The following is an 18,282-nucleotide window of genomic DNA, read 5'->3' as shown; positions in this document are numbered from 1 at the left end:
TTCACCGTGAGCAAACAACCCGACCGCCTTTTCGCCCAACCCCTGGAGCAGGTCCCCGACTTCGTGTTCAACGAAGACGTGGTGCGCGTGTTCCCGGACATGATCAAGCGCTCGGTGCCCGGTTACCCGACCATCGTCGAAAACCTCGGTGTGCTGGCCTCGCGCTTCGCCCAGCCGAACACCGCACTATACGATCTGGGTGCCTCCCTGGGGGCCGTCACCCAGTCACTGCGCCGCCATGTGCGCAGCGACGGTTGCCGGGTGATCGCGGTGGACAACTCCGCCGCCATGGTCGAACGCTGCCGCCAGTACCTCACCGCCCAGGATTCGATGTTCCAGGAACTGCTGCCGGTCGATGTGCTGGAAGCCGACATTCTCACCCTGCCCTTCGAACCGGCCTCGGTGGTGGCGATGAACTTCACCCTTCAGTTCATTGCCCCGGATCAACGCCTGGCGCTGCTCAAGCAGATCCGCCAGGCACTGCTGCCCGGCGGCGCGCTGATCCTCTCGGAGAAACTGCGCTTTGCCGATGACGAGGAACAGAACCTGCTCAACGAACTGCACCTGGACTTCAAGCGGGCCAATGGCTACAGCGAACTGGAAATCGCCCAGAAGCGCAGCGCCATCGAGAACGTGATGAAGCCCGACACCCTGCAAACCCATAAAGAGCGCCTGCACGCTGCCGGCTTCTCCAAGGTCGTGCCGTGGTTCCAATGCCTTAATTTCGTTTCGTTGATAGCCCTGCCATGATCGATCTGTCCCCCCTCGTCCGCCGTCTGGCGGGCACCCCCCTGGCTTCCTGGTCCCAAGGCCTGCAAGCTCAATTGAACGCGAAGCTGGAAAAAGGCCACGGCGACCTCGACCGCTGGCGCGGCGCGCTCGACGCGCTGCCAGCCTTGCAGCCCAGCGAAATCGACCTGGTCGACGGCCTGCGCCTGGATTGCCCGTGCGATGACGCTACCCGTGCGCAGATGCGCCAGGCACTGATGGGCCTGTCGCCCTGGCGCAAAGGGCCGTTCGACCTGTTCGGCGTACATGTCGACACCGAATGGCGCTCGGACTGGAAGTGGTCACGGGTCGGCCCGCACCTGGACCTCAAGGGCAAGCGCGTGCTCGATGTTGGCTGCGGCAACGGTTACTACCAATGGCGCATGCTTGGCGCCGGCGCCGACATGGTCATCGGCGTCGACCCCAACTGGTTGTTCTTCTGCCAGTTCCAGGCCGTGCAGCAATACCTGCCCGAGCTGCCCGCCTGGCACCTGCCGTTCGCCCTGGAGGAACTGCCAGCCAACCTCGAAGGCTTCGACACGGTGTTCTCCATGGGCGTGTTCTACCACCGCCGCTCGCCCATCGAACACCTGCTGGCGCTCAAGGACTGCCTGGTCAAAGGCGGCGAGCTGGTGCTGGAAACCCTGGTGATCGAGGGCGACGAAAACCAGGTGCTGGTGCCCGAAGACCGCTACGCGCAGATGCGCAATGTCTGGTACCTGCCATCGGTACCGGCCCTGGAGCGTTGGTTGCGCCGTGCTGGCTTCACCGACGTGCGGTGCGTGGACGTGAGCGTCACCAGCGTCGAGGAACAGCGCAGCACCGAATGGATGCGCTACCAGTCGCTGGGCGACTTCCTCGACCCGAACGACCACAGCAAGACCCTCGAAGGCCTGCCTGCCCCGCGCCGCGCCACCCTGCTGGCGCGCAAATAAAAAAAGGCGTCCATGTGGACGCCTGAATCACACCTGCGCCAGGGAGCTGTTCCGGCGCAGGTGCTGTTGGCTCAATCCTTGGCCACCTCGCGGGCCTTCTCCTGCGCCTTGCGCTCGCGCTCGGTGACGGCCTGTTGCTGGTTGCCGTGCAGGCGCTGCTGATCCTGGCGGAACGCTTGCCAGAATTGCTGGGAACGTTCGGCGCCGCCTTCGGCGTAGACACTGGCACTGCCGAGGGCGAGGGTCGCCAGCAACAGGTACTTGGTCAGGTTCATCGTGCTTGCCTCGTTGATAACCGATCAGACAGGGCAAGCCTAACCATCGGCAGCTAACGCCAAGGTGAGGCGAGCATTACAGTCTTGCAAGGTGACCTTGGCGGACAGCCAGATAACACCAGGATTACAAATCCGTTATCTACGTCGACGGGCCATTCGCATGCCGTAACATCCTGCAACTTGACCCTGAAGCCCCTACAGGCCTGAGAATCCCCGCCCTTTCCAGCCCACCGAGCCCGCCCATGCGCCTACTGATCATCGAGGACGAACTGCGTACCGCTGACTACCTGCAACAGGGCCTACGCGAAAACGGCTACGTGGTCGACTGCGCCCACACCGGCACCGACGGCCTGCACCTGGCGCGTCAGCAGCCCTACGACCTGATCATCCTCGACGTCAACCTGCCCGAACTCGACGGTTGGGCCGTGCTGCAGCGCCTGCGCGCCGAATCGGCCACGCGGATCATGATGCTGACTGCCCATGGCCGCCTGGCAGACCGGGTCAAAGGCTTGGATCTGGGTGCTGATGACTACCTGCTCAAACCGTTCGAATTCCCCGAATTGCTGGCCCGTATCCGCAGCCTGCTGCGGCGTAATGACCAGCAACTGCAACCGAACACCCTGCGCGTCGCCGACCTCGAGCTGGACCCCGGCCGCCACCGTGCCTACCGCGCCGGCAAGCGTATCGACCTGACCGCCAAGGAATTCGCCCTGTTGCACCTGCTGATGCGCCAAAGCGGAGAAGTGCTGTCGCGCACGCAGATCATTTCGCTGGTGTGGGACATGAATTTCGATTGCGACACCAATGTGGTCGAAGTCTCGATCCGCCGCTTGCGGGCAAAGATCGATGACCCGTTCGACGACAAGCTGATCCATACCCTGCGCGGCGTCGGTTATGTCCTCGAGGCCCGCGTGTGAAGCACGCCAGCCTGTCACTGCGCCTGGGCCTGAGTGTGACCCTGATGGGCGCCGCCCTCGTGCTGCTGCTCGCGTGCCTGGCGGTGTTCGCCCTCGACCACGAACTGGACAGTCGCGCCCGCAAGGACCTGGCGCGCAAGATGCTGCAAGTGGAGCACAACCTGCGGATCGACCTGCGCAGCGATGACCTCGGCAGCCGCGCCCATCCGTTGCTCGACCTGGTAATGGGCCACGACAACCTCAGCCTGAGCATACTGGCCCTTGAGGGCCGCCACCCGCACCTGCTCAGTCTCGGCCCTGCGCTGGAGTCCCGGGTTGGCGAATTGCCTACCGATTCTCGGCTGAACTTCCACGAATGGCGTGACAGGAGCGGCAACCAGATCCTCACTGTTACCCGGCAGATGCGCCTGCGCGATGACACCCCGGTGCGGGTAATGATGTCGCTCAACCGCGCCGACGACCATGCCCTGCTTGAGGCCTATCTGCACTCGACCCTGATGGCCTTGCCAGTGCTGTTGCTGCTGATCGGCGCTGGCGCCTGGTGGCTGATGCAAAAAGGCCTGAAGCCACTGCGCCACTTCCGCCGCATCGCAGGGCAGGTCTCCACCCAGGACCTGCAACACCGCCTGCCCGCTACCGGGTTACCGCTGGAGCTGGCAGAACTGGCGCGCAGTATCAATGTGATGCTCGACCGCCTGGATCTGGGTGTACGCCAGCTGTCGCAATTTTCTGACGACCTGGCCCACGAACTGCGTACCCCGCTGGGCAACCTGATGGGCAAGGCCCAGGTCACTCTGGCCCGCGAACGGGATAGCACGAACTACCGGGAAGTGCTGGAAGACAGTATCGAGGAGCTGACCCGGCTCAACCGTATCATCAACGACATGCTGTTCCTTGCTCAGGTCAGCCAGCCTCAGGCGCAGGTGGCCCTCAAACCGTTGGTGTTGGCGGATGAAGCGGCGCAGGTGAGCGAGCTGTTTGCATTCAGTGCCGAGCTCAAGGGTATCGAGTTGCATCTGCAGGGCTGGGGGACGGCCCTGGCGGACCGCCTGATGTTCCAGCGGGCGCTGTCGAATCTGTTGAGCAATGCCATTCGTCACGGACCAGTAGGGCTGGCTGTGAAGCTGGGCATCGAGCGCCAAGGCAGCGACGTGTTGATGTGGGTGGAGAATCAGGGGCCGGGGATTGCCGAAGCACATTGGCCGCAGTTGTTCGAGCGTTTCTACCGCGTAGGGTCGGGGCGTTCCCGGCTGGAGGGCGGAACGGGCCTGGGGCTGGCGATCGTGAAGTCGATCATGCAATTGCACGGGGGGCAAGTCGAGGTGAACAGCAGCCCTGAAGGGCCAACTCGGTTCACACTGGTGTTTCGGGCTGAGTAAGGGGTTGACTGCACGGGCCTCTTCGCGGGCACGCCCGCTCCCACAGATACTGGCAAGCCCTAATGCCGGCGCAGTACCAGTGGGAGCGGGCGTGCCCGCGAAGAGGCCGGTGCAGGCAATCGACTGATCAGCGCGAAGCCGCGACGATCAGTGCCTTCATCTCGGCCACGGCAGCCTTGAAGCCTACGAACAAGGCATGCGCAACAAGGGCATGACCGATGTTCAGTTCATTGATGCCCTTGATCGCCGCCACCGCCTCGACGTTGTGGTAGTGCAGGCCATGGCCGGCATTGACGATCAGCCCTTGGCCCACGCCAAACGCCACGCTATCGACGATGCGCTGCAGTTCTTCAGCCACTTCGGTCGGTGTTTCGGCCTCGGCATATTGCCCGGTGTGCAACTCGATGGCCGGCGCACCGACACGGCGCGAAGCCTCGATCTGCCGCTCGTCGGCATCGATGAACAGCGACACTTCGGCACCGGTACGCGACAGGCGCTCGACCGCCGCCTTGATCCGCGCTTCCTGGCCGGCCACATCCAGGCCACCTTCGGTGGTCAGCTCCTGGCGGGTCTCGGGGACCAGGCAGATATGCGCCGGGCGTATCTTCTCGGCAAAGGCCATCATTTCTTCGGTGACGCCCATTTCGAAATTCATGCGCGTCTGCAGCACGTCCTTGAGCAGCACCACGTCGCGCTCCTGGATGTGCCGGCGGTCTTCACGCAAGTGAACGGTAATGCCATCGGCGCCCGCTTCCTCGGCATCCAGCGCGGCCTTGACCGGGTCCGGGTAGCGGGTACCGCGGGCCTGGCGCAGGGTCGCCACGTGGTCGATGTTGACGCCGAGAAGCATGCGGTTGCTGTGAGTCACGAAAGGCTCTCCTGAAGTTTGAGCCACACAGCATACGACGTGCTCAGCGCTTGCGAAACAGTTCCCGGCTGACCAGCGGTTTCGGCCCCAGGTGTACCGCCAGTGCCTGGCGCATCAGGCGCTTGGCTGCCAGCAACGCACCAGGGGCATCCCAGTCGGCCTGGGCCAGGGCCAGCAACTGGGTACCACTGAACAGGCCGGGCTGCGGCAGGTGCACGCGCTCAAGGCCAGCATCGACCCGCAGGCGGTACAGGCCGTCGGCCTCGACCGGGTCGTCGTTGATGTCATGGCTGAGCGAGAAGGCGTAGCCAAGGTCTTCCAGCAGCCGCCACTCGAACGAACGCAGCAGTGGCTCCAGCGGCCTGCCCTCGGCCAGTGCCTGCAGGGTCAGGGCGTAATGCTCGAACAACTCGGGCTGCGGCGCCTCGGCGGGCAGCAAGCGCATCAGCAGTTCATTGAGGTAGAGGCCGCTGAACAACGCGTCGCCATGCAGCCACGCAGCGATGCCGACGGGGTCAAGGCGCCTGACGTTCTTCAGCTCACCCTTGCCGAACAACTCCACTTCCAGCGCAATGAACGGCCGCACCAGGCTGCCGCCTTTGCCGCGGGCGCGGCGTAGCACCGCACGCATCAGGCCCTGGGGCGTGAAGAAGTCCACCAGTGCACTGGTTTCCTTGTAGGCGCGGCTGTGCAGGACGTAGGCCGGCTGGCCGACTGGCTGTTCCATAAAGATCACTCGTTACCTGCGCCGCGGTGTTACTGCTAATTGGGGCTGCTGTGCAGCCCATCGCAGCGGTTCGTCGCCACGACAAGCCAGCTCCCACAGGTACTGCACATGACTTGAAATCGGTGCTGTCGGTGTGGGAGCTGGCTTGTCGTGGCGACGAACCGCTGCGATGGGCCGCACAGCGGCCCCAACAGTAATACTTAGAGGTCGCCGTAGCCCAGCGAGCGCAGGGCGCGTTCGTCGTCGGACCAGCCGCCTTTGACCTTGACCCAGAGGTTGAGCATGACCTTGGAGTCGAACAGCACTTCCATGTCCTTGCGTGCTTCAGAGCCAATGCGTTTGATGCGCTCGCCCTTGTCACCGATGATGATCTTCTTCTGGCCATCACGCTCGACCAGGATCAGCGCATGGATGTGCAGCACATGGCCCTGCTGTTTGAACTCTTCGATTTCCACGGTGATCTGATACGGCAGCTCGGCGCCCAGCTGGCGCATGATCTTCTCGCGCACCAGTTCGGCGGCGAGGAAGCGGCTGCTGCGGTCGGTGATCTGGTCTTCCGGGAAGAAGTGGTCATTTTCCGGCAGGTGCTTGGCGATCTGGGCCTCCAGCGCTTCGAGGTTGTGGCCCTGCTGCGCAGAAATCGGCATCACTTCGGCGTTCGGCAGTTGTTCCTGCAGCCACTGCAGATGCGGAATCAACTCGGCCTTCTCTTCCATGCGGTCGGTCTTGTTGACAGCAATGATCAGCGGGCCGGTCACGTACTGGACGCGCTCCAGCACCAGCTGGTCCTCATCGGTCCACTTCGTCCGGTCGACCACGAAGATCACCACGTCGACGTCCTTCAGGGCCGCCGAGGCGTTGCGGTTCATGTAACGGTTCAAGGCCTTGTCGTTGGCCTTGTGCATGCCCGGGGTGTCAACGTAGATGGCCTGCACGTCACCCTCGGTCTTGATGCCGAGCATGTTGTGGCGGGTAGTCTGCGGCTTGCGCGAGGTGATCGCCAGCTTCTGGCCGAGGATGTGGTTGAGCAAGGTCGACTTGCCCACGTTCGGGCGGCCGACGATGGCCACGTAACCGCAGCGGGTCGGATTGTTATCAGTCATTGCCATTCTCCACGCCCAGGGCGATCAATGCAGCGGCAGCGGCGACCTGCTCGGCGATACGCCGGCTGACGCCCTGGCCACGGCTCTTGTTGTTCAGCAGCACCACTTCGCATTCGACGAAGAAGGTACGGCAGTGCGGTTCGCCCTGGATGTCGACCACCTCGTAACGCGGCAGCTCGCAGCTGCGCGATTGCAGGAACTCCTGCAGGCGGGTTTTCGGGTCCTTGTTGGTGTCGACCAGGGTCAGGCCTTCGAACTCGTCGGTCAGCCAGGCGAGGACACGCTCGCGCGCGGTCTGCATGTCCGCGTCCAGATAGATTGCCCCGATCAGCGCTTCGAGGGCGTCAGCGAGGATCGACTCACGGCGGAAGCCTCCGCTCTTGAGCTCGCCCGAGCCCAGGCGCAGGTAATCGCCCAGGTCGAAACCACGGGCCAGGCGGGCCAGGGTCTCGCCCTTGACCAGCCGGGCACGCAGGCGCGACAGCTGACCTTCGCGGGCCTGCGGGAAGCGCTCGAACAGCGCCTCGCCAGCGACGAAGTTGAGAATGGCGTCACCGAGAAACTCCAGACGCTCGTTGTTGCGCCCGGCATAGCTGCGGTGAGTCAGGGCCAGCAGCATCTGCTCCTGGTTCTTGAAGGTGTAGCCGAGCTTGCGCTCGAGACGGGCAAGGGAAGCACTCATACGGCCACCCGTTGGTTGTTCAACGCGTTGTTCAAATCAACATCCTGAAAGACTGTTTGGCTGTGGCCCGTCGCGGTCAGCGACGAATCTCTCGATCCTTGAGAACACAGCCTATGTCAGAAATGCATTCGGCGCTGTCTGCAGGACAGCGCCGAAGGGTATCAATGGATCAGGCCGACCCGCGACAGGTTGGGCAAGTGGCTGAGCTTGGGCTCTGGCCAGCTCATCCAGACCGCGAAGGCCTTGCCGACGATGTTCCGGTCCGGAACCATGCCGTGCAGCTCTTTAGGGATTTTCGGGTCGTCCCAGTAGCGGCTGTCGTTGGAGTTGTCGCGGTTGTCGCCCATCATGAAGTAATGGCCGGCCGGCACGGTCCATTGCTGGTCCGGCGGCATGCGATAGCGGGTCATCTCCTTGCGGATCAGGTGCTCGGCTTCGCCGAGTTTTTCCTTGTACAGCTCGGCGCTGCCCAAGGTACCTGGCTCGGCGCCAACCAGCTGCTCGGCGATCGGCTGGCCGTTGACGAACAGCCGCTTGTCGCTGGTGTAGCTGATCTTGTCGCCCGGCAGGCCGACCACACGCTTGATGTAGTTGACGTTCAGGTCGCTCGGGTAGCGGAACACCATCACATCGCCGCGTTGCGGGTCACCGACCTCGATGACCTTCTTGTCGATCACCGGCAGGCGGATGCCATAGGAGAACTTGTTCACCAGGATGAAATCGCCCACTTCCAGGGTCGGTTTCATCGAGCCCGAAGGGATCTGGAACGGCTCGACCAGAAACGAGCGCAGCACCAGCACGATGAACAGCACCGGGAAGAACGATTTGCCGTACTCGACCAGCAGCGGCTCTTTGTTAAGGCGCTCGACCACCGCCATTTCTGGCTGGGTGACACTGCCCTGGTAGTTGGCGATCGCTGCCCGCCGGCGCGGAGCCAGGAACAGCAGGTCGATCAAGCCCAGCAAACCGCAGACGAAGACAGCGATGACTAGCAACAGCGGGAAATTTAGCGACATAGGACCTAGCTATCCAACCTGAGCACGGCGAGGAAGGCTTCCTGTGGAATCTCCACGTTGCCCACCTGCTTCATGCGTTTCTTACCGGCCTTCTGCTTCTCCAGCAGTTTCTTCTTACGGCTGACGTCACCACCGTAGCACTTGGCCAGTACGTTCTTTCTGAGTGCCTTTACGGTTGTCCGGGCAATGATCTGGCCGCCAATTGCCGCCTGGATCGCCACGTCGAACATCTGTCGAGGGATCAGTTCCTTCATCTTCTCGGTCAACGCACGGCCTTTGTAGGCCGCGTTGTCGCGGTGCACGATCAACGCCAGGGCATCGACCTTGTCGCCGTTGATCAGTACATCCAGCTTGACCAGGTTGGCCGACTGGTAGCGATCGAAATGATAGTCCAGCGAAGCATAGCCGCGGCTGGTCGACTTCAGGCGGTCGAAGAAGTCCAGGACCACTTCGTTCATCGGCATGTCGTAGCGCACCTGCACCTGGCTGCCGAGGAACTGCATGTCGCGCTGCACGCCACGCTTCTCGATGCACAGGGTGATGACGTTGCCCAAGTGCTCTTGCGGCACCAGGATGGTCGCGGTGACGATCGGCTCGCGGAAGTCGGTGACAGACGAAACATCAGGCAGCTTCGACGGGTTGTCGACGATGATGGTTTCGCCGGTCTTGAGTTCGAGCTCGTAGATCACGCTTGGCGCGGTGGTGATCAGGTCCAGGTCGTATTCGCGCTCCAGGCGCTCCTGGATGATCTCCATGTGCAGCATGCCGAGGAAGCCGCAACGGAAGCCGAAGCCCAGTGCGTCGGAGCTTTCCGGCATGTACTGCAGCGACGAGTCGTTCAGGGTCAGCTTCTGCAGGGCGTCGCGGAAGTCCTCGAAGTCATCGGAGCTGACCGGGAACAGGCCGGCGTACACCTGCGGCTGGATCTTCTTGAAACCTGGCAGGACTTCGACATCAGGGGTCGAGGACAGGGTCAGGGTGTCGCCCACCGGCGCACCGTGAATGTCCTTGATGCTGGCGATGATGAAGCCGACTTCACCGGCCTTCAGGTCGGCGGTCTGGGTGTGCTTCGGGGTGAATACACCGACGCTGTCGACCAGGTGCAGCTTGCCGGTGGACTTGACCAGGATCTTGTCGCCTTTCTTGACGCGGCCGTGGCGCACACGCACCAGCGAGACCACGCCCAGGTAGTTGTCGAACCAGGAGTCGATGATCAGCGCCTGCAGGGGCGCCTCGATATCGCCTTCCGGCGCGGGGATGCTGTGCACCAGGCGCTCGAGCACCTCGTCCACGCCCATGCCGCTCTTGGCACTGCAGGCCACGGCGTCAGTGGCGTCGATACCGATGATCTTCTCGATCTCGTCCTTGACGCGGTCCGGGTCGGCCTGGGGCAGGTCCATCTTGTTCAGGACCGGCATGACCTCCAGGCCCTGCTCGATGGCGGTGTAGCAGTTGGCCACGGACTGGGCTTCGACACCCTGGCCGGCGTCCACCACCAGCAGCGCGCCTTCACAGGCCGCCAGCGAGCGCGAGACTTCGTAGGTGAAGTCGACGTGGCCGGGGGTGTCGATGAAGTTCAGCTGGTAGACCTTGCCGTCCTGCGCCTTGTAGTTGAGCGTGACGCTGTGGGCCTTGATGGTGATACCGCGTTCGCGCTCCAGGTCCATGGAGTCCAGTACCTGGGCTTCCATTTCGCGCGCAGACAGGCCACCGCACATTTGAATGAAACGGTCGGCCAGCGTCGACTTGCCATGGTCGATGTGGGCGATGATGGAGAAATTGCGGATATGACTCAAATCACTCACGGGTCAACACTCGGAAAAGGCTGCGAGCCGGACGCCCGCCGAAAAATAGCCGGGAATTGTACCTTAAGCTGCCGGGATATGGGAGATTCCTCTATCGGACTGTACACAGCATTCGCCCCCGCAATTGTGAACTTTCATGAAAAAGGGCAGCCGAAGCTGCCCTTTCCTTCCCTTGAGCCCGCTTATTCAGCGAGTTTGAAGGTGATGAAGCTGGCCCGCCCCTGACGCAGCACACGCATCGACACCGAACGATTCTTCGGCAGGTCCTTGGCGATTTCGGTGAACTGCTTGGCCGAAGCGATGGCCTGGTTGTTCAGGTGGCTGATCACGTCACCCGGGCGCAGGCCGATCATCGCGGCAGGGCCGTCCTGAACCTCCTTGATCACCACGCCGCCCTTGAGCTCCAGGGTTTTCTTCTGCTCAGCGGTCAGGTCCGACACGGACACGCCCAGGCGGTTGCTGCTGCGCTCGGCGCTGCCATCGGCGCCAGTACCGGTACCGATGTCGGTATCGTCATCCGGCATCGGGCCGACGGCGACGTCCAGGGTCTGGCGCTTGCCGTTGCGGATGATCTCGAGCTTGGCCTTCTGGCCGTCCTTCAGGCTGCCGACCAGGTGTGGCAGGTCGGCCGACATGACGATCGGCTGGCCGTTCATGCTCAGGATCACGTCACCCACCTGCAGGCCGCCCTTGGCTGCCGGGCCGTCTTCCAGCACCTGCGCCACCAGGGCGCCAGCTGGCTTGTCGAGGCCGAACGACTCGGCCAGGTCCTTGTTGACCTCCTGGATCACCACGCCCAGCCAGCCGCGGCTGACCTTGCCGTCTTTCTTCAGCTGGTTGGACACATCGATGGCCACGTCGATCGGGATGGCGAAGGACAGGCCCATGAAGCCGCCGGAGCGGGTGAAGATCTGCGAGTTGATACCCACCACTTCGCCCTGCATGTTGAACAGCGGGCCACCGGAGTTACCCGGGTTGATCGCCACGTCGGTCTGGATAAAGGGCACATAGGTGTCATTCGGGAGGGTCCGGCCCTTGGCGCTGACGATACCTTTGGTCACCGAATGGTCAAAGCCGAACGGCGAACCGATGGCCAGCACCCACTCGCCGACCTTGAGCTTCTCGGAATCACCCAGCTTGACGGTCGGCAGGTTCTTGCCTTCGACCTTGAGCAGGGCCACGTCGGTGCGCGGATCGGTGCCGATCAGCTTGGCCTGCAGCTCGCTGCGGTCCGACAGGCGGACGATGATCTCGTCGGCGTCGGCAACCACGTGGTTGTTGGTCAGTACATAGCCATCGCTGGAAATGATGAAGCCCGAACCCAGCGACATGGCCTCTCGCTGGCGGTCACCACGCGGCGAACGCGGCTGCTGCGGCATGTTGCGCTCGAAGAACTCGCGGAACATCGGCGGCAGGCCTTCGAGGTCCGGCATCTGCCCGGAGGCGACGCGGTCCGGCAGCTTCTGCTTGGTACTGATGTTGACCACGGCCGGCGAGGCCTGCTCGACCAGCGTGGTGAAGTCCGGCAGTGCCTCTTCAGCCTGGGCGCCGAGCACCTGGCCGAGCATCAGCACGGCGGCGAACATCGTTAGGTAGGATTTCAAGCGTGGTATTGACATACGGCTCCCGTCACAACGAGCGGTAGTTGGAAATAGCCCTGCACAAAAACAGCAAAGGCCAGGCTCCTAGAAGCCTGACCTATAGAAAATTTGCCGAAGGATTGCAAATGACAATGCTTTAATTTCATTTCAGCGATATGTCCGTGCGCCTGTGCATCGCCCTTTGGCCGGCCCGCCAAAGCGCGCCATCACTGGCGCGCCTGGGCATCCTGAGGGCGCATCGACAACGCGACACGTTCTGCCGTACCCAGCGGAATCTCGCCGACCACGGTGACCTGTACCTTGCCCTTGGGCGTGTTCAGGCGACGGGAAACCGCCGAAGTCGGGCCAAGCTGGGTGCGCACATCGGCACCGGTGTCATCCTTCACGGGCTCCAGGAACACCGAGAAACGGGCCAGGCCATCGTCATACATCAGGCTGCTGATCGAACTGTCGCGCTCAGGGTCGCGGCGCACCGTGCTGTTGATCAGCTCGAAACCCGGCGGCAGCCAGTCCGAGCGCCAACCAGCGACGGCTTGGCTGGAGACAGTAGCCACACGCTCGATCGGCTTGCACGCGGCACTGGCTTGCAGGTCCTTGTCGCCAGGCACGTCGTCGGTATCCAGCCGGGTCATCTGGAAGCGCTCGAGCAACTGCCCCTTGTCATTGAGCATCAATGAGCGCAATGGCAGGCCGGTGCGGCGGTCCAGATGGAGTTCGAAAGCGTAGCGATGCTGGTCGCGAGGCGTCAGCGTGACAATCACGGCATCGCGGTCTGCGACCCGTGACTTGCCCGCGATGCTCAAGTCGTACCAGCTCATCAGCTTGAGGGGATCGAGCAAGCGCTGCGCAGCGTCGGGAGGGTTACCTACCCCGCTCGCCAAGGCACCACTGACGCACTGCACCTTGCCATCCACGCGCACGATTTCCTGGGCGGCGCCGTCGAGCTGCAGAAGCCGCTCGCTGACTTTGCCGTCCTGAACGCGATGCCAGATATCGTGGGTAGAAAAGCTGCCGTTACGTTCGTAGACGAAGGAGCCTTGGTAACTCTGCTTCTGCTCGGCCTGTGCCAGCTTGTTCAACCACTCGCTCGCCTGGGGCGATGAGTTGGCTGCCAACGCTGGCACCGTCATGCAGCTGCCTATCAGCAGCGACAGGAGAGGTTGCGCGCGCATGATCCTCCTTATTTAGCGGTTTTCCAGGCTGGCGGCGCGGGCATACGGCAGGGCGGTTTCAGTGCCCTTGAGCGCGGATTCCTGCGCGTGCTGGCGCAGATAGCCCGGCAGACGCTGATCCCAGCCGGCCTGGTTCTGCAGCACGCCGTTGGCCATCGGCCCGGTCGATTGCTCACTGCTTTCACTATAGCCTGCCAAAACCGCCGGGCCCTGAGTTTGTGGCATGCTCAGGCCTTGCTGCGCAGGCTGCTGGGCAGCCAGCTCGGCACCGGTGATTTCATCCTGGTTGTACATGCGCACACCCGCCAGCACCGCAACGGTGACCGAGGCAGCAACGGCCAGACGGCCAATGCTGCGCCACGGACCCTGCTTGACCTTGGCCGGCACGGCCTCGTCAGCCAGGGCGGCGGAGACCGCCGAAGCGATATCCAGTTTGGGCAGCAGCAGCTCCTTGTGCATCGCTGCGCGGGCTACCTGGTAACGCGACCAGGTGGCACGGGTTTCGGCATCGTCGACGGCGTTCAACACCCGACGCAATTCCAGTTCGTCCGCTTCGTTATCCATCACCGCGGACAGCGATTCCTGCAAAGCTTCACGACTCATGGCGGTTCCTCTCTTGGCTGTCGCCGCTGTCTCAGGTTTCCTGCAACAACGGCTGCAGGGCTTTGTCTATGGCCTCCCGAGCGCGGAAGATTCGAGAGCGCACGGTACCCACCGGACACTGCATGACGCTGGCAATGTCTTCGTAACTCAACCCGTCGAATTCACGCAGGGTCAATGCCGTGCGCAGGTCTTCGGGCAGTTGCTGGATGGTGCGATGGACAGTGCCTTCGATTTCATCCCGCAACAGGGAGCGCTCTGGGGACTCGAGATCCTTGAGACCATGATCGCCGTCGTAAAACTCCGCATCCTCGGAGCTCACATCGCTGTCTGGCGGCCGTCTTCCACGGGACACCAAATAGTTCTTCGCCGTGTTGATGGCGATGCGGTATAGCCACGTATAAAACGCACTGTCACCGCGGAAATTGCCAAGCGCACGGTAGGCCTTGATAAAGGCTTCCTGCGCCACATCCTGGGCCTCGTGGGTGTCGTGAACGAACCGCACGATCAACCCTAGAATCTTGTGCTGATACTTCAGCACCAACAGATCAAACGCTCGCCTGTCTCCGCGCTGCACGCGCTCGACAAGCTGCTGATCCTCTTCCTGGGTTAGCATGAACACTCCTCAGTGAACTCGAAGGAGCGTTGCCACAGCCTTTGTTCAGGCTTGCAACCATAGACTCGGGCTTTGCGCAAAAGTTCTCCCCTCCAAGCAAGTTTCCTGCGGCCCTTGGTCGGCTCGCACGGAAGACGCGGCGCGGTCACGGGCCGCTGCGTCGATAATCAGGTTTCGAATACGCAGGTGTCAGCCCGAATAGAGCTGCCGCCCCGCGTCGCCGCGGCAAATTGTGGCGTGCGGACAGCCTTCATAGGATTTCCGGGCGTGTCGGAAAGTTCCCGCAAAGATTGACGCAACGCCCTAACTGGCATGGAAATTGGCTACCGCAGGCTGCTATAAAGGCAACCCGGCCAGCATTCACGATAGTTTCACATTGCCATCTGCACGTGACTATTGTGCCGCGCCCCTTCCACAGATTACTAGTGTCCCGACATGAGCCAACAATTCCAACATGATGTCCTGGTGATCGGCAGCGGCGCAGCCGGTCTCAGCCTGGCACTCAACCTTCCCGGCCACTTGCGCATTGCCGTGCTGAGCAAGGGCGACCTGGCCAACGGTTCGACCTTCTGGGCCCAGGGTGGGGTCGCTGCCGTACTGGACGATACCGACACCGTTCAGTCGCATGTCGAGGACACCCTCAATGCCGGGGGCGGCCTGTGCGACGAGGAAGCGGTGCGCTTTACCGTCGAGCACAGCCGTGAAGCCATCGAATGGCTGATCGAGCAGGGGGTACCGTTCACGCGCGACGAACACGCCAGCGTGGATGACGGTGGTTTCGAGTTCCACCTGACCCGCGAGGGTGGCCACAGTCATCGGCGCATCATCCATGCCGCCGATGCCACCGGCGCAGCGATTTTCACCACGCTGCTGGAACAGGCCCGCAAACGCCCGAACATCGAGCTGCTTGAGCAGCGCGTGGCCGTCGACCTGATCACCGAGCGCCGCCTGGGGCTGGCGGGTGATCGCTGCCTGGGTGCCTACGTACTGAACCGCAACAGCGGAGAAGTCGACACCTTCGGCGCACGTTTCACCGTGCTGGCTACCGGCGGCGCAGCCAAGGTCTACCTCTACACCAGCAACCCCGATGGTGCCTGCGGGGATGGCATCGCCATGGCCTGGCGCGCTGGCTGTCGGGTGGCCAACCTGGAGTTCAACCAGTTCCATCCGACCTGCCTGTATCACCCCCAGGCCAAGAGCTTTCTGATCACCGAGGCCTTGCGAGGCGAAGGTGCACTACTGCGCCTGCCCAACGGCGAGCGCTTCATGCCACGCTTCGACCCGCGAGAAGAGCTGGCCCCGCGCGACATCGTCGCCCGCGCCATCGACCACGAAATGAAGCGCCTGGGTGTCGACTGTGTGTACCTGGACATCACCCACAAACCGGCCGACTTCATCAGGAACCACTTCCCGACCGTCTACGAGCGCTGCCTGGCCTTCGGCATCGACATCACGCGCCAACCGATCCCGGTGGTGCCAGCAGCCCACTACACCTGTGGTGGAGTCATGGTCGACGATCGCGGCCACACCGATGTGCCCGGCCTTTACGCCATCGGTGAAACCAGCTTTACCGGCTTGCATGGCGCCAACCGCATGGCCAGCAACTCGCTGCTGGAGTGCTTCGTCTATGGCCGTGCCGCAGCGGCGGACATCCAGGCACACCTGGATCAGATCGCCATGCCCAGGGCCCTGCCCTGCTGGGACGCCAGCCAGGTGACCGACTCGGACGAAGACGTGATCATCGCGCACAACTGGGACGAGCTGCGGCGCTTCATGTGGGACTACGTGGGGATCGTGCGCACCAGCAAACGCCTGCAGCGTGCCGAGCATCGCGTTCGCCTGCTGCTCGACGAGATCGACGAGTTCTACAGCAACTACAAGGTCAGCCGCGACCTGATCGAGCTGCGCAACCTGGCCCAGGTGGCAGAGCTGATGATCCGCTCGGCGATGCAGCGCAAGGAAAGCCGTGGACTGCACTACACCCTGGATTACCCGGGGATGCTGCCCGAGGCCAGGAACACCATCCTCAGCCCGACTTGAAACAGGGCTCGAACCTGCGCCGGCTGAACTTCAGCCGCACCCGCAAACGCCGGTGCAGGTCAGCCCCCAGGGCATCTCGAGGCACGCACTGGCTTTGGCCAAGCCAGCGCCCTGCCCTGACGAAACGCAGCACCACCAAACCCGGCACCGCCACGCTGTCCCGGCACAAGCGCACCGGCTGCCAGCCCAGCGCCCGGCTGAACACACACCAGCCCAGCGCATCACGGCGCAAGCCGGTAATAGCACGGGGATCGGTCAACAGGATTCGACGGGGAATGGCCCAGCACGCGTGGGCAATACAGGCGGCAACCACACAAAGGCCAAGCCACCCGGGCAGCGCACTCAGCCACAGGACCAGCAGCGCCAGCGCCTGGCAACCCAGGTAGGCCGCCAGCAACAGGCGCGAGCCCTGCCAACGGCACTGGAAATACTCACTTGGGCTGGACACGGTCCAGAATGATGCGGACCATGCGCTGCAGCTCCGGGTCTTCGGACTCGGTACGCTCCATGAACCAGCCGAACATGTCCTGGTCTTCACAGCTCAACAGGCGGACGTAAAGTTCGCGGTCGGCTTCGCTCAGGGTCGGGTAGACCTCCTGGGTGAATGGCACCAGCAGTACATCCAGCTCCAGCATGCCGCGACGGCTGTGCCAGAAAAGCCGGTTGAGTTCAGTTTGTTCGACCATGGGGCCCTCCTCGAATGGTCGCGCAGTATACCGTGCGGTGAACGAAGCGGCACAGGGCGTTGGTCTAGTCACCTACCTATTTTGTTACTGGCGTTCTATGATGGCCGCCAGTCTTTAGCCACCGCGATGACCCATGGCCGATTCCGCTTTCTTCAGCCCCCTGTCCCACGAGGGCATCCTCGCCGTTCGCGGCTCCGACGCCGGCAAGTTCCTGCAGGGCCAGCTGACCTGCAATATCAACTACCTCAGCCTCGAGCACGCCAGCCTGGGCGCCCGCTGCATGGTCAAGGGGCGCATGCAGTCGAGCTTCCGCATCCTGCCCGAGGGCAATGGCTACCTGCTGGCCATGGCCAGCGAGCTGCTGGAGCTGCAACTGGCCGACCTGAAGAAGTATGCCGTCTTCTCCAAGGCCACGCTCACTGACGAGAGTGCGGCCTGGGCACGCTTCGGCCTGCAAGGTGGCGGCGCCGCGTTGCAGGCATTGGGACTCGAGGTTCCGGCAGCGGCGGGCAGTACCGCGCGCCACGAAGGGCTGATCGCCATTGCCGTTTCCACTGACCGCATCGAACTCTGGGTACCGGCTGACAAGGTCGACAGCATTCGCCAGCAGCTAGCAGCGACGTTGCCGCAAGGCAGCCTCAACGACTGGCTGCTGGGGCAGATCCGCGCCGGTATCGGCCAGGTGATGGGCCCGACCCGCGAGCTGTTCATCCCGCAGATGATCAACCTGCAGGCAGTCGATGGCGTGAGTTTCAAGAAAGGCTGCTATACCGGCCAGGAAATCGTCGCGCGCATGCAGTACCTGGGCAAGCTCAAGCGCCGTCAGTACCGGCTGGCGCTCGAGCAGCGGGATGTTCCGGCACCCGGCACGCCAATCTTCTCGCCGACCCATGGCTCGTCAGTTGGCGAGGTGGTGTTCGCCGCCAGCACTGGCCAGGGCTGCGAGCTGCTGGCCGTGCTGAGCGCTGAATCGGTGGAGGACGACAACCTGCACCTGGGCAGCCAGGAAGGCCCGCGCCTGCGAGTACTGACCCTGCCGTACGCGCTGGACCGCGACCAGGAAATCCAGCGCTGAACAGTGCACCACACTTG

Annotated in this window: 19 protein-coding genes; 6 read left to right on the top strand and 13 right to left on the bottom strand. The window is 62.8% G+C overall.

Features of this window, described 5'->3' with window-relative positions:
* Positions 1-6: 6 nt before the first annotated feature.
* Complete coding sequence (cmoA, locus tag ACIPW4_RS20025; protein ID WP_400660820.1) at positions 7-750, top strand: carboxy-S-adenosyl-L-methionine synthase CmoA; 744 nt, start codon at positions 7-9, stop codon at positions 748-750.
* A complete protein-coding gene (gene cmoB, locus ACIPW4_RS20020) occupies positions 747-1,703 on the top strand; it encodes a tRNA 5-methoxyuridine(34)/uridine 5-oxyacetic acid(34) synthase CmoB (protein WP_400660818.1) in 957 nt (318 codons plus the stop codon). Before cmoA ends, cmoB begins: the two co-directional genes overlap by 4 nt.
* Before the next feature lie 71 nt (positions 1,704-1,774).
* Here cmoB and ACIPW4_RS20015 read toward each other — a convergent pair whose 3' ends face one another.
* Complete coding sequence (locus tag ACIPW4_RS20015; protein ID WP_400660817.1) at positions 1,775-1,978, bottom strand: hypothetical protein; 204 nt, start codon at positions 1,976-1,978, stop codon at positions 1,775-1,777.
* Between the two features lie 242 nt (positions 1,979-2,220).
* Here ACIPW4_RS20015 and ACIPW4_RS20010 point away from each other — a divergent pair, with 242 nt between their 5' ends.
* Positions 2,221-2,895 carry a heavy metal response regulator transcription factor gene (locus ACIPW4_RS20010; protein WP_400660815.1) on the top strand — a complete coding sequence of 225 codons (675 nt, stop codon included), beginning with the start codon at positions 2,221-2,223 and terminating at the stop codon, positions 2,893-2,895.
* Positions 2,892-4,274 (top strand): heavy metal sensor histidine kinase, encoded by a 1,383-nt coding sequence (locus ACIPW4_RS20005; RefSeq protein WP_400660813.1) that lies wholly within the window; start codon positions 2,892-2,894, stop codon positions 4,272-4,274. The genes ACIPW4_RS20010 and ACIPW4_RS20005 overlap by 4 nt, the downstream gene beginning before the upstream one ends.
* Positions 4,275-4,401: 127 nt before the next feature.
* Here ACIPW4_RS20005 and pdxJ read toward each other — a convergent pair whose 3' ends face one another.
* The 10 genes from pdxJ to rpoE all read right to left on the bottom strand — a co-directional run bounded on the left by pdxJ (position 4,402) and on the right by rpoE (position 14,464).
* Positions 4,402-5,124: a pyridoxine 5'-phosphate synthase gene (gene pdxJ, locus ACIPW4_RS20000; RefSeq protein ID WP_400660855.1), complete on the bottom strand. Its 723-nt coding sequence runs from the start codon at positions 5,122-5,124 to the stop codon at positions 4,402-4,404.
* 61 nt (positions 5,125-5,185) lie between these two features.
* Positions 5,186-5,869: a DNA repair protein RecO gene (recO, locus tag ACIPW4_RS19995; RefSeq protein WP_400660811.1), complete on the bottom strand. Its 684-nt coding sequence runs from the start codon at positions 5,867-5,869 to the stop codon at positions 5,186-5,188.
* Positions 5,870-6,069: 200 nt separating this feature from the next.
* On the bottom strand, positions 6,070-6,972 hold the full coding sequence (gene era, locus ACIPW4_RS19990; RefSeq protein WP_016498176.1) for a GTPase Era: 903 nt from the start codon (positions 6,970-6,972) through the stop codon (positions 6,070-6,072).
* A complete protein-coding gene (rnc, locus tag ACIPW4_RS19985; protein WP_027917873.1) occupies positions 6,965-7,654 on the bottom strand; it encodes a ribonuclease III in 690 nt (229 codons plus the stop codon). The genes era and rnc overlap by 8 nt, the downstream gene beginning before the upstream one ends.
* Positions 7,655-7,815: 161 nt before the next feature.
* Positions 7,816-8,670 (bottom strand): signal peptidase I, encoded by an 855-nt coding sequence (gene lepB, locus ACIPW4_RS19980; protein ID WP_400660809.1) that lies wholly within the window; start codon positions 8,668-8,670, stop codon positions 7,816-7,818.
* Positions 8,671-8,675: 5 nt separating this feature from the next.
* Positions 8,676-10,475 (bottom strand): translation elongation factor 4, encoded by a 1,800-nt coding sequence (lepA, locus tag ACIPW4_RS19975; RefSeq protein ID WP_400660807.1) that lies wholly within the window; start codon positions 10,473-10,475, stop codon positions 8,676-8,678.
* 182 nt (positions 10,476-10,657) lie between these two features.
* Positions 10,658-12,061 (bottom strand): DegQ family serine endoprotease, encoded by a 1,404-nt coding sequence (locus tag ACIPW4_RS19970; protein WP_400660854.1) that lies wholly within the window; start codon positions 12,059-12,061, stop codon positions 10,658-10,660.
* Between the two features lie 221 nt (positions 12,062-12,282).
* Positions 12,283-13,248: a MucB/RseB C-terminal domain-containing protein gene (locus ACIPW4_RS19965; RefSeq protein ID WP_400660806.1), complete on the bottom strand. Its 966-nt coding sequence runs from the start codon at positions 13,246-13,248 to the stop codon at positions 12,283-12,285.
* A gap of 12 nt (positions 13,249-13,260) precedes the next feature.
* Entirely contained in the window at positions 13,261-13,851 is a 591-nt protein-coding gene (locus ACIPW4_RS19960) for a sigma-E factor negative regulatory protein (RefSeq protein WP_400660804.1), read from the bottom strand.
* Between the two features lie 31 nt (positions 13,852-13,882).
* Positions 13,883-14,464, bottom strand: a complete 582-nt coding sequence (gene rpoE, locus ACIPW4_RS19955) for an RNA polymerase sigma factor RpoE (RefSeq protein WP_003252049.1) — start codon at positions 14,462-14,464, stop codon at positions 13,883-13,885.
* A 435-nt stretch (positions 14,465-14,899) separates the two neighbouring features.
* On the opposite strand from rpoE, the gene nadB reads away from it, so the two are divergent.
* A complete protein-coding gene (gene nadB / locus ACIPW4_RS19950; protein WP_400660802.1) occupies positions 14,900-16,504 on the top strand; it encodes an L-aspartate oxidase in 1,605 nt (534 codons plus the stop codon).
* Here the strand turns inward: nadB and ACIPW4_RS19945 are convergent.
* Both ACIPW4_RS19945 and ACIPW4_RS19940 read right to left on the bottom strand, forming a co-directional pair.
* Positions 16,491-16,952, bottom strand: a complete 462-nt coding sequence (locus ACIPW4_RS19945) for a protein YgfX (protein WP_400660800.1) — start codon at positions 16,950-16,952, stop codon at positions 16,491-16,493. The two genes, nadB and ACIPW4_RS19945, sit on opposite strands and share 14 nt — an antisense overlap.
* Positions 16,936-17,190 carry a succinate dehydrogenase assembly factor 2 gene (locus ACIPW4_RS19940; RefSeq protein WP_008094993.1) on the bottom strand — a complete coding sequence of 85 codons (255 nt, stop codon included), beginning with the start codon at positions 17,188-17,190 and terminating at the stop codon, positions 16,936-16,938. Before ACIPW4_RS19940 ends, ACIPW4_RS19945 begins: the two co-directional genes overlap by 17 nt.
* Positions 17,191-17,323: 133 nt before the next feature.
* Here ACIPW4_RS19940 and ACIPW4_RS19935 point away from each other — a divergent pair, with 133 nt between their 5' ends.
* Positions 17,324-18,265 (top strand): YgfZ/GcvT domain-containing protein, encoded by a 942-nt coding sequence (locus ACIPW4_RS19935; protein ID WP_400660798.1) that lies wholly within the window; start codon positions 17,324-17,326, stop codon positions 18,263-18,265.
* Positions 18,266-18,282 lie beyond the last annotated feature (17 nt).

The sequence above is a fragment of the Pseudomonas sp. NPDC089996 genome (genome assembly GCF_044748405.1).
GTDB lineage: Bacteria > Pseudomonadota > Gammaproteobacteria > Pseudomonadales > Pseudomonadaceae > Aquipseudomonas.
This window is presented reverse-complemented; position numbering and strand designations above follow the sequence as displayed.

What these genes read in the sequence shown, in the direction of transcription:
- cmoB (WP_400660818.1), top strand. Translation starts at nt 747, where the DNA reads ATGATCGATCTGTCCCCCCTCGTCCGCCGTCTGGCGGGCACCCCCCTG.
- ACIPW4_RS20015 (WP_400660817.1), bottom strand. Translation starts at nt 1,978, where the DNA reads ATGAACCTGACCAAGTACCTGTTGCTGGCGACCCTCGCCCTCGGCAGT.
- ACIPW4_RS20010 (WP_400660815.1), top strand. Translation starts at nt 2,221, where the DNA reads ATGCGCCTACTGATCATCGAGGACGAACTGCGTACCGCTGACTACCTG.
- pdxJ (WP_400660855.1), bottom strand. Translation starts at nt 5,124, where the DNA reads ATGCTTCTCGGCGTCAACATCGACCACGTGGCGACCCTGCGCCAGGCC.
- recO (WP_400660811.1), bottom strand. Translation starts at nt 5,869, where the DNA reads ATGGAACAGCCAGTCGGCCAGCCGGCCTACGTCCTGCACAGCCGCGCC.
- era (WP_016498176.1), bottom strand. Translation starts at nt 6,972, where the DNA reads ATGACTGATAACAATCCGACCCGCTGCGGTTACGTGGCCATCGTCGGC.
- rnc (WP_027917873.1), bottom strand. Translation starts at nt 7,654, where the DNA reads ATGAGTGCTTCCCTTGCCCGTCTCGAGCGCAAGCTCGGCTACACCTTC.
- lepB (WP_400660809.1), bottom strand. Translation starts at nt 8,670, where the DNA reads ATGTCGCTAAATTTCCCGCTGTTGCTAGTCATCGCTGTCTTCGTCTGC.
- ACIPW4_RS19970 (WP_400660854.1), bottom strand. Translation starts at nt 12,061, where the DNA reads ATGTTCGCCGCCGTGCTGATGCTCGGCCAGGTGCTCGGCGCCCAGGCT.
- ACIPW4_RS19965 (WP_400660806.1), bottom strand. Translation starts at nt 13,248, where the DNA reads ATGCGCGCGCAACCTCTCCTGTCGCTGCTGATAGGCAGCTGCATGACG.
- ACIPW4_RS19960 (WP_400660804.1), bottom strand. Translation starts at nt 13,851, where the DNA reads ATGAGTCGTGAAGCTTTGCAGGAATCGCTGTCCGCGGTGATGGATAAC.
- rpoE (WP_003252049.1), bottom strand. Translation starts at nt 14,464, where the DNA reads ATGCTAACCCAGGAAGAGGATCAGCAGCTTGTCGAGCGCGTGCAGCGC.
- nadB (WP_400660802.1), top strand. Translation starts at nt 14,900, where the DNA reads ATGAGCCAACAATTCCAACATGATGTCCTGGTGATCGGCAGCGGCGCA.
- ACIPW4_RS19940 (WP_008094993.1), bottom strand. Translation starts at nt 17,190, where the DNA reads ATGGTCGAACAAACTGAACTCAACCGGCTTTTCTGGCACAGCCGTCGC.
- ACIPW4_RS19935 (WP_400660798.1), top strand. Translation starts at nt 17,324, where the DNA reads ATGGCCGATTCCGCTTTCTTCAGCCCCCTGTCCCACGAGGGCATCCTC.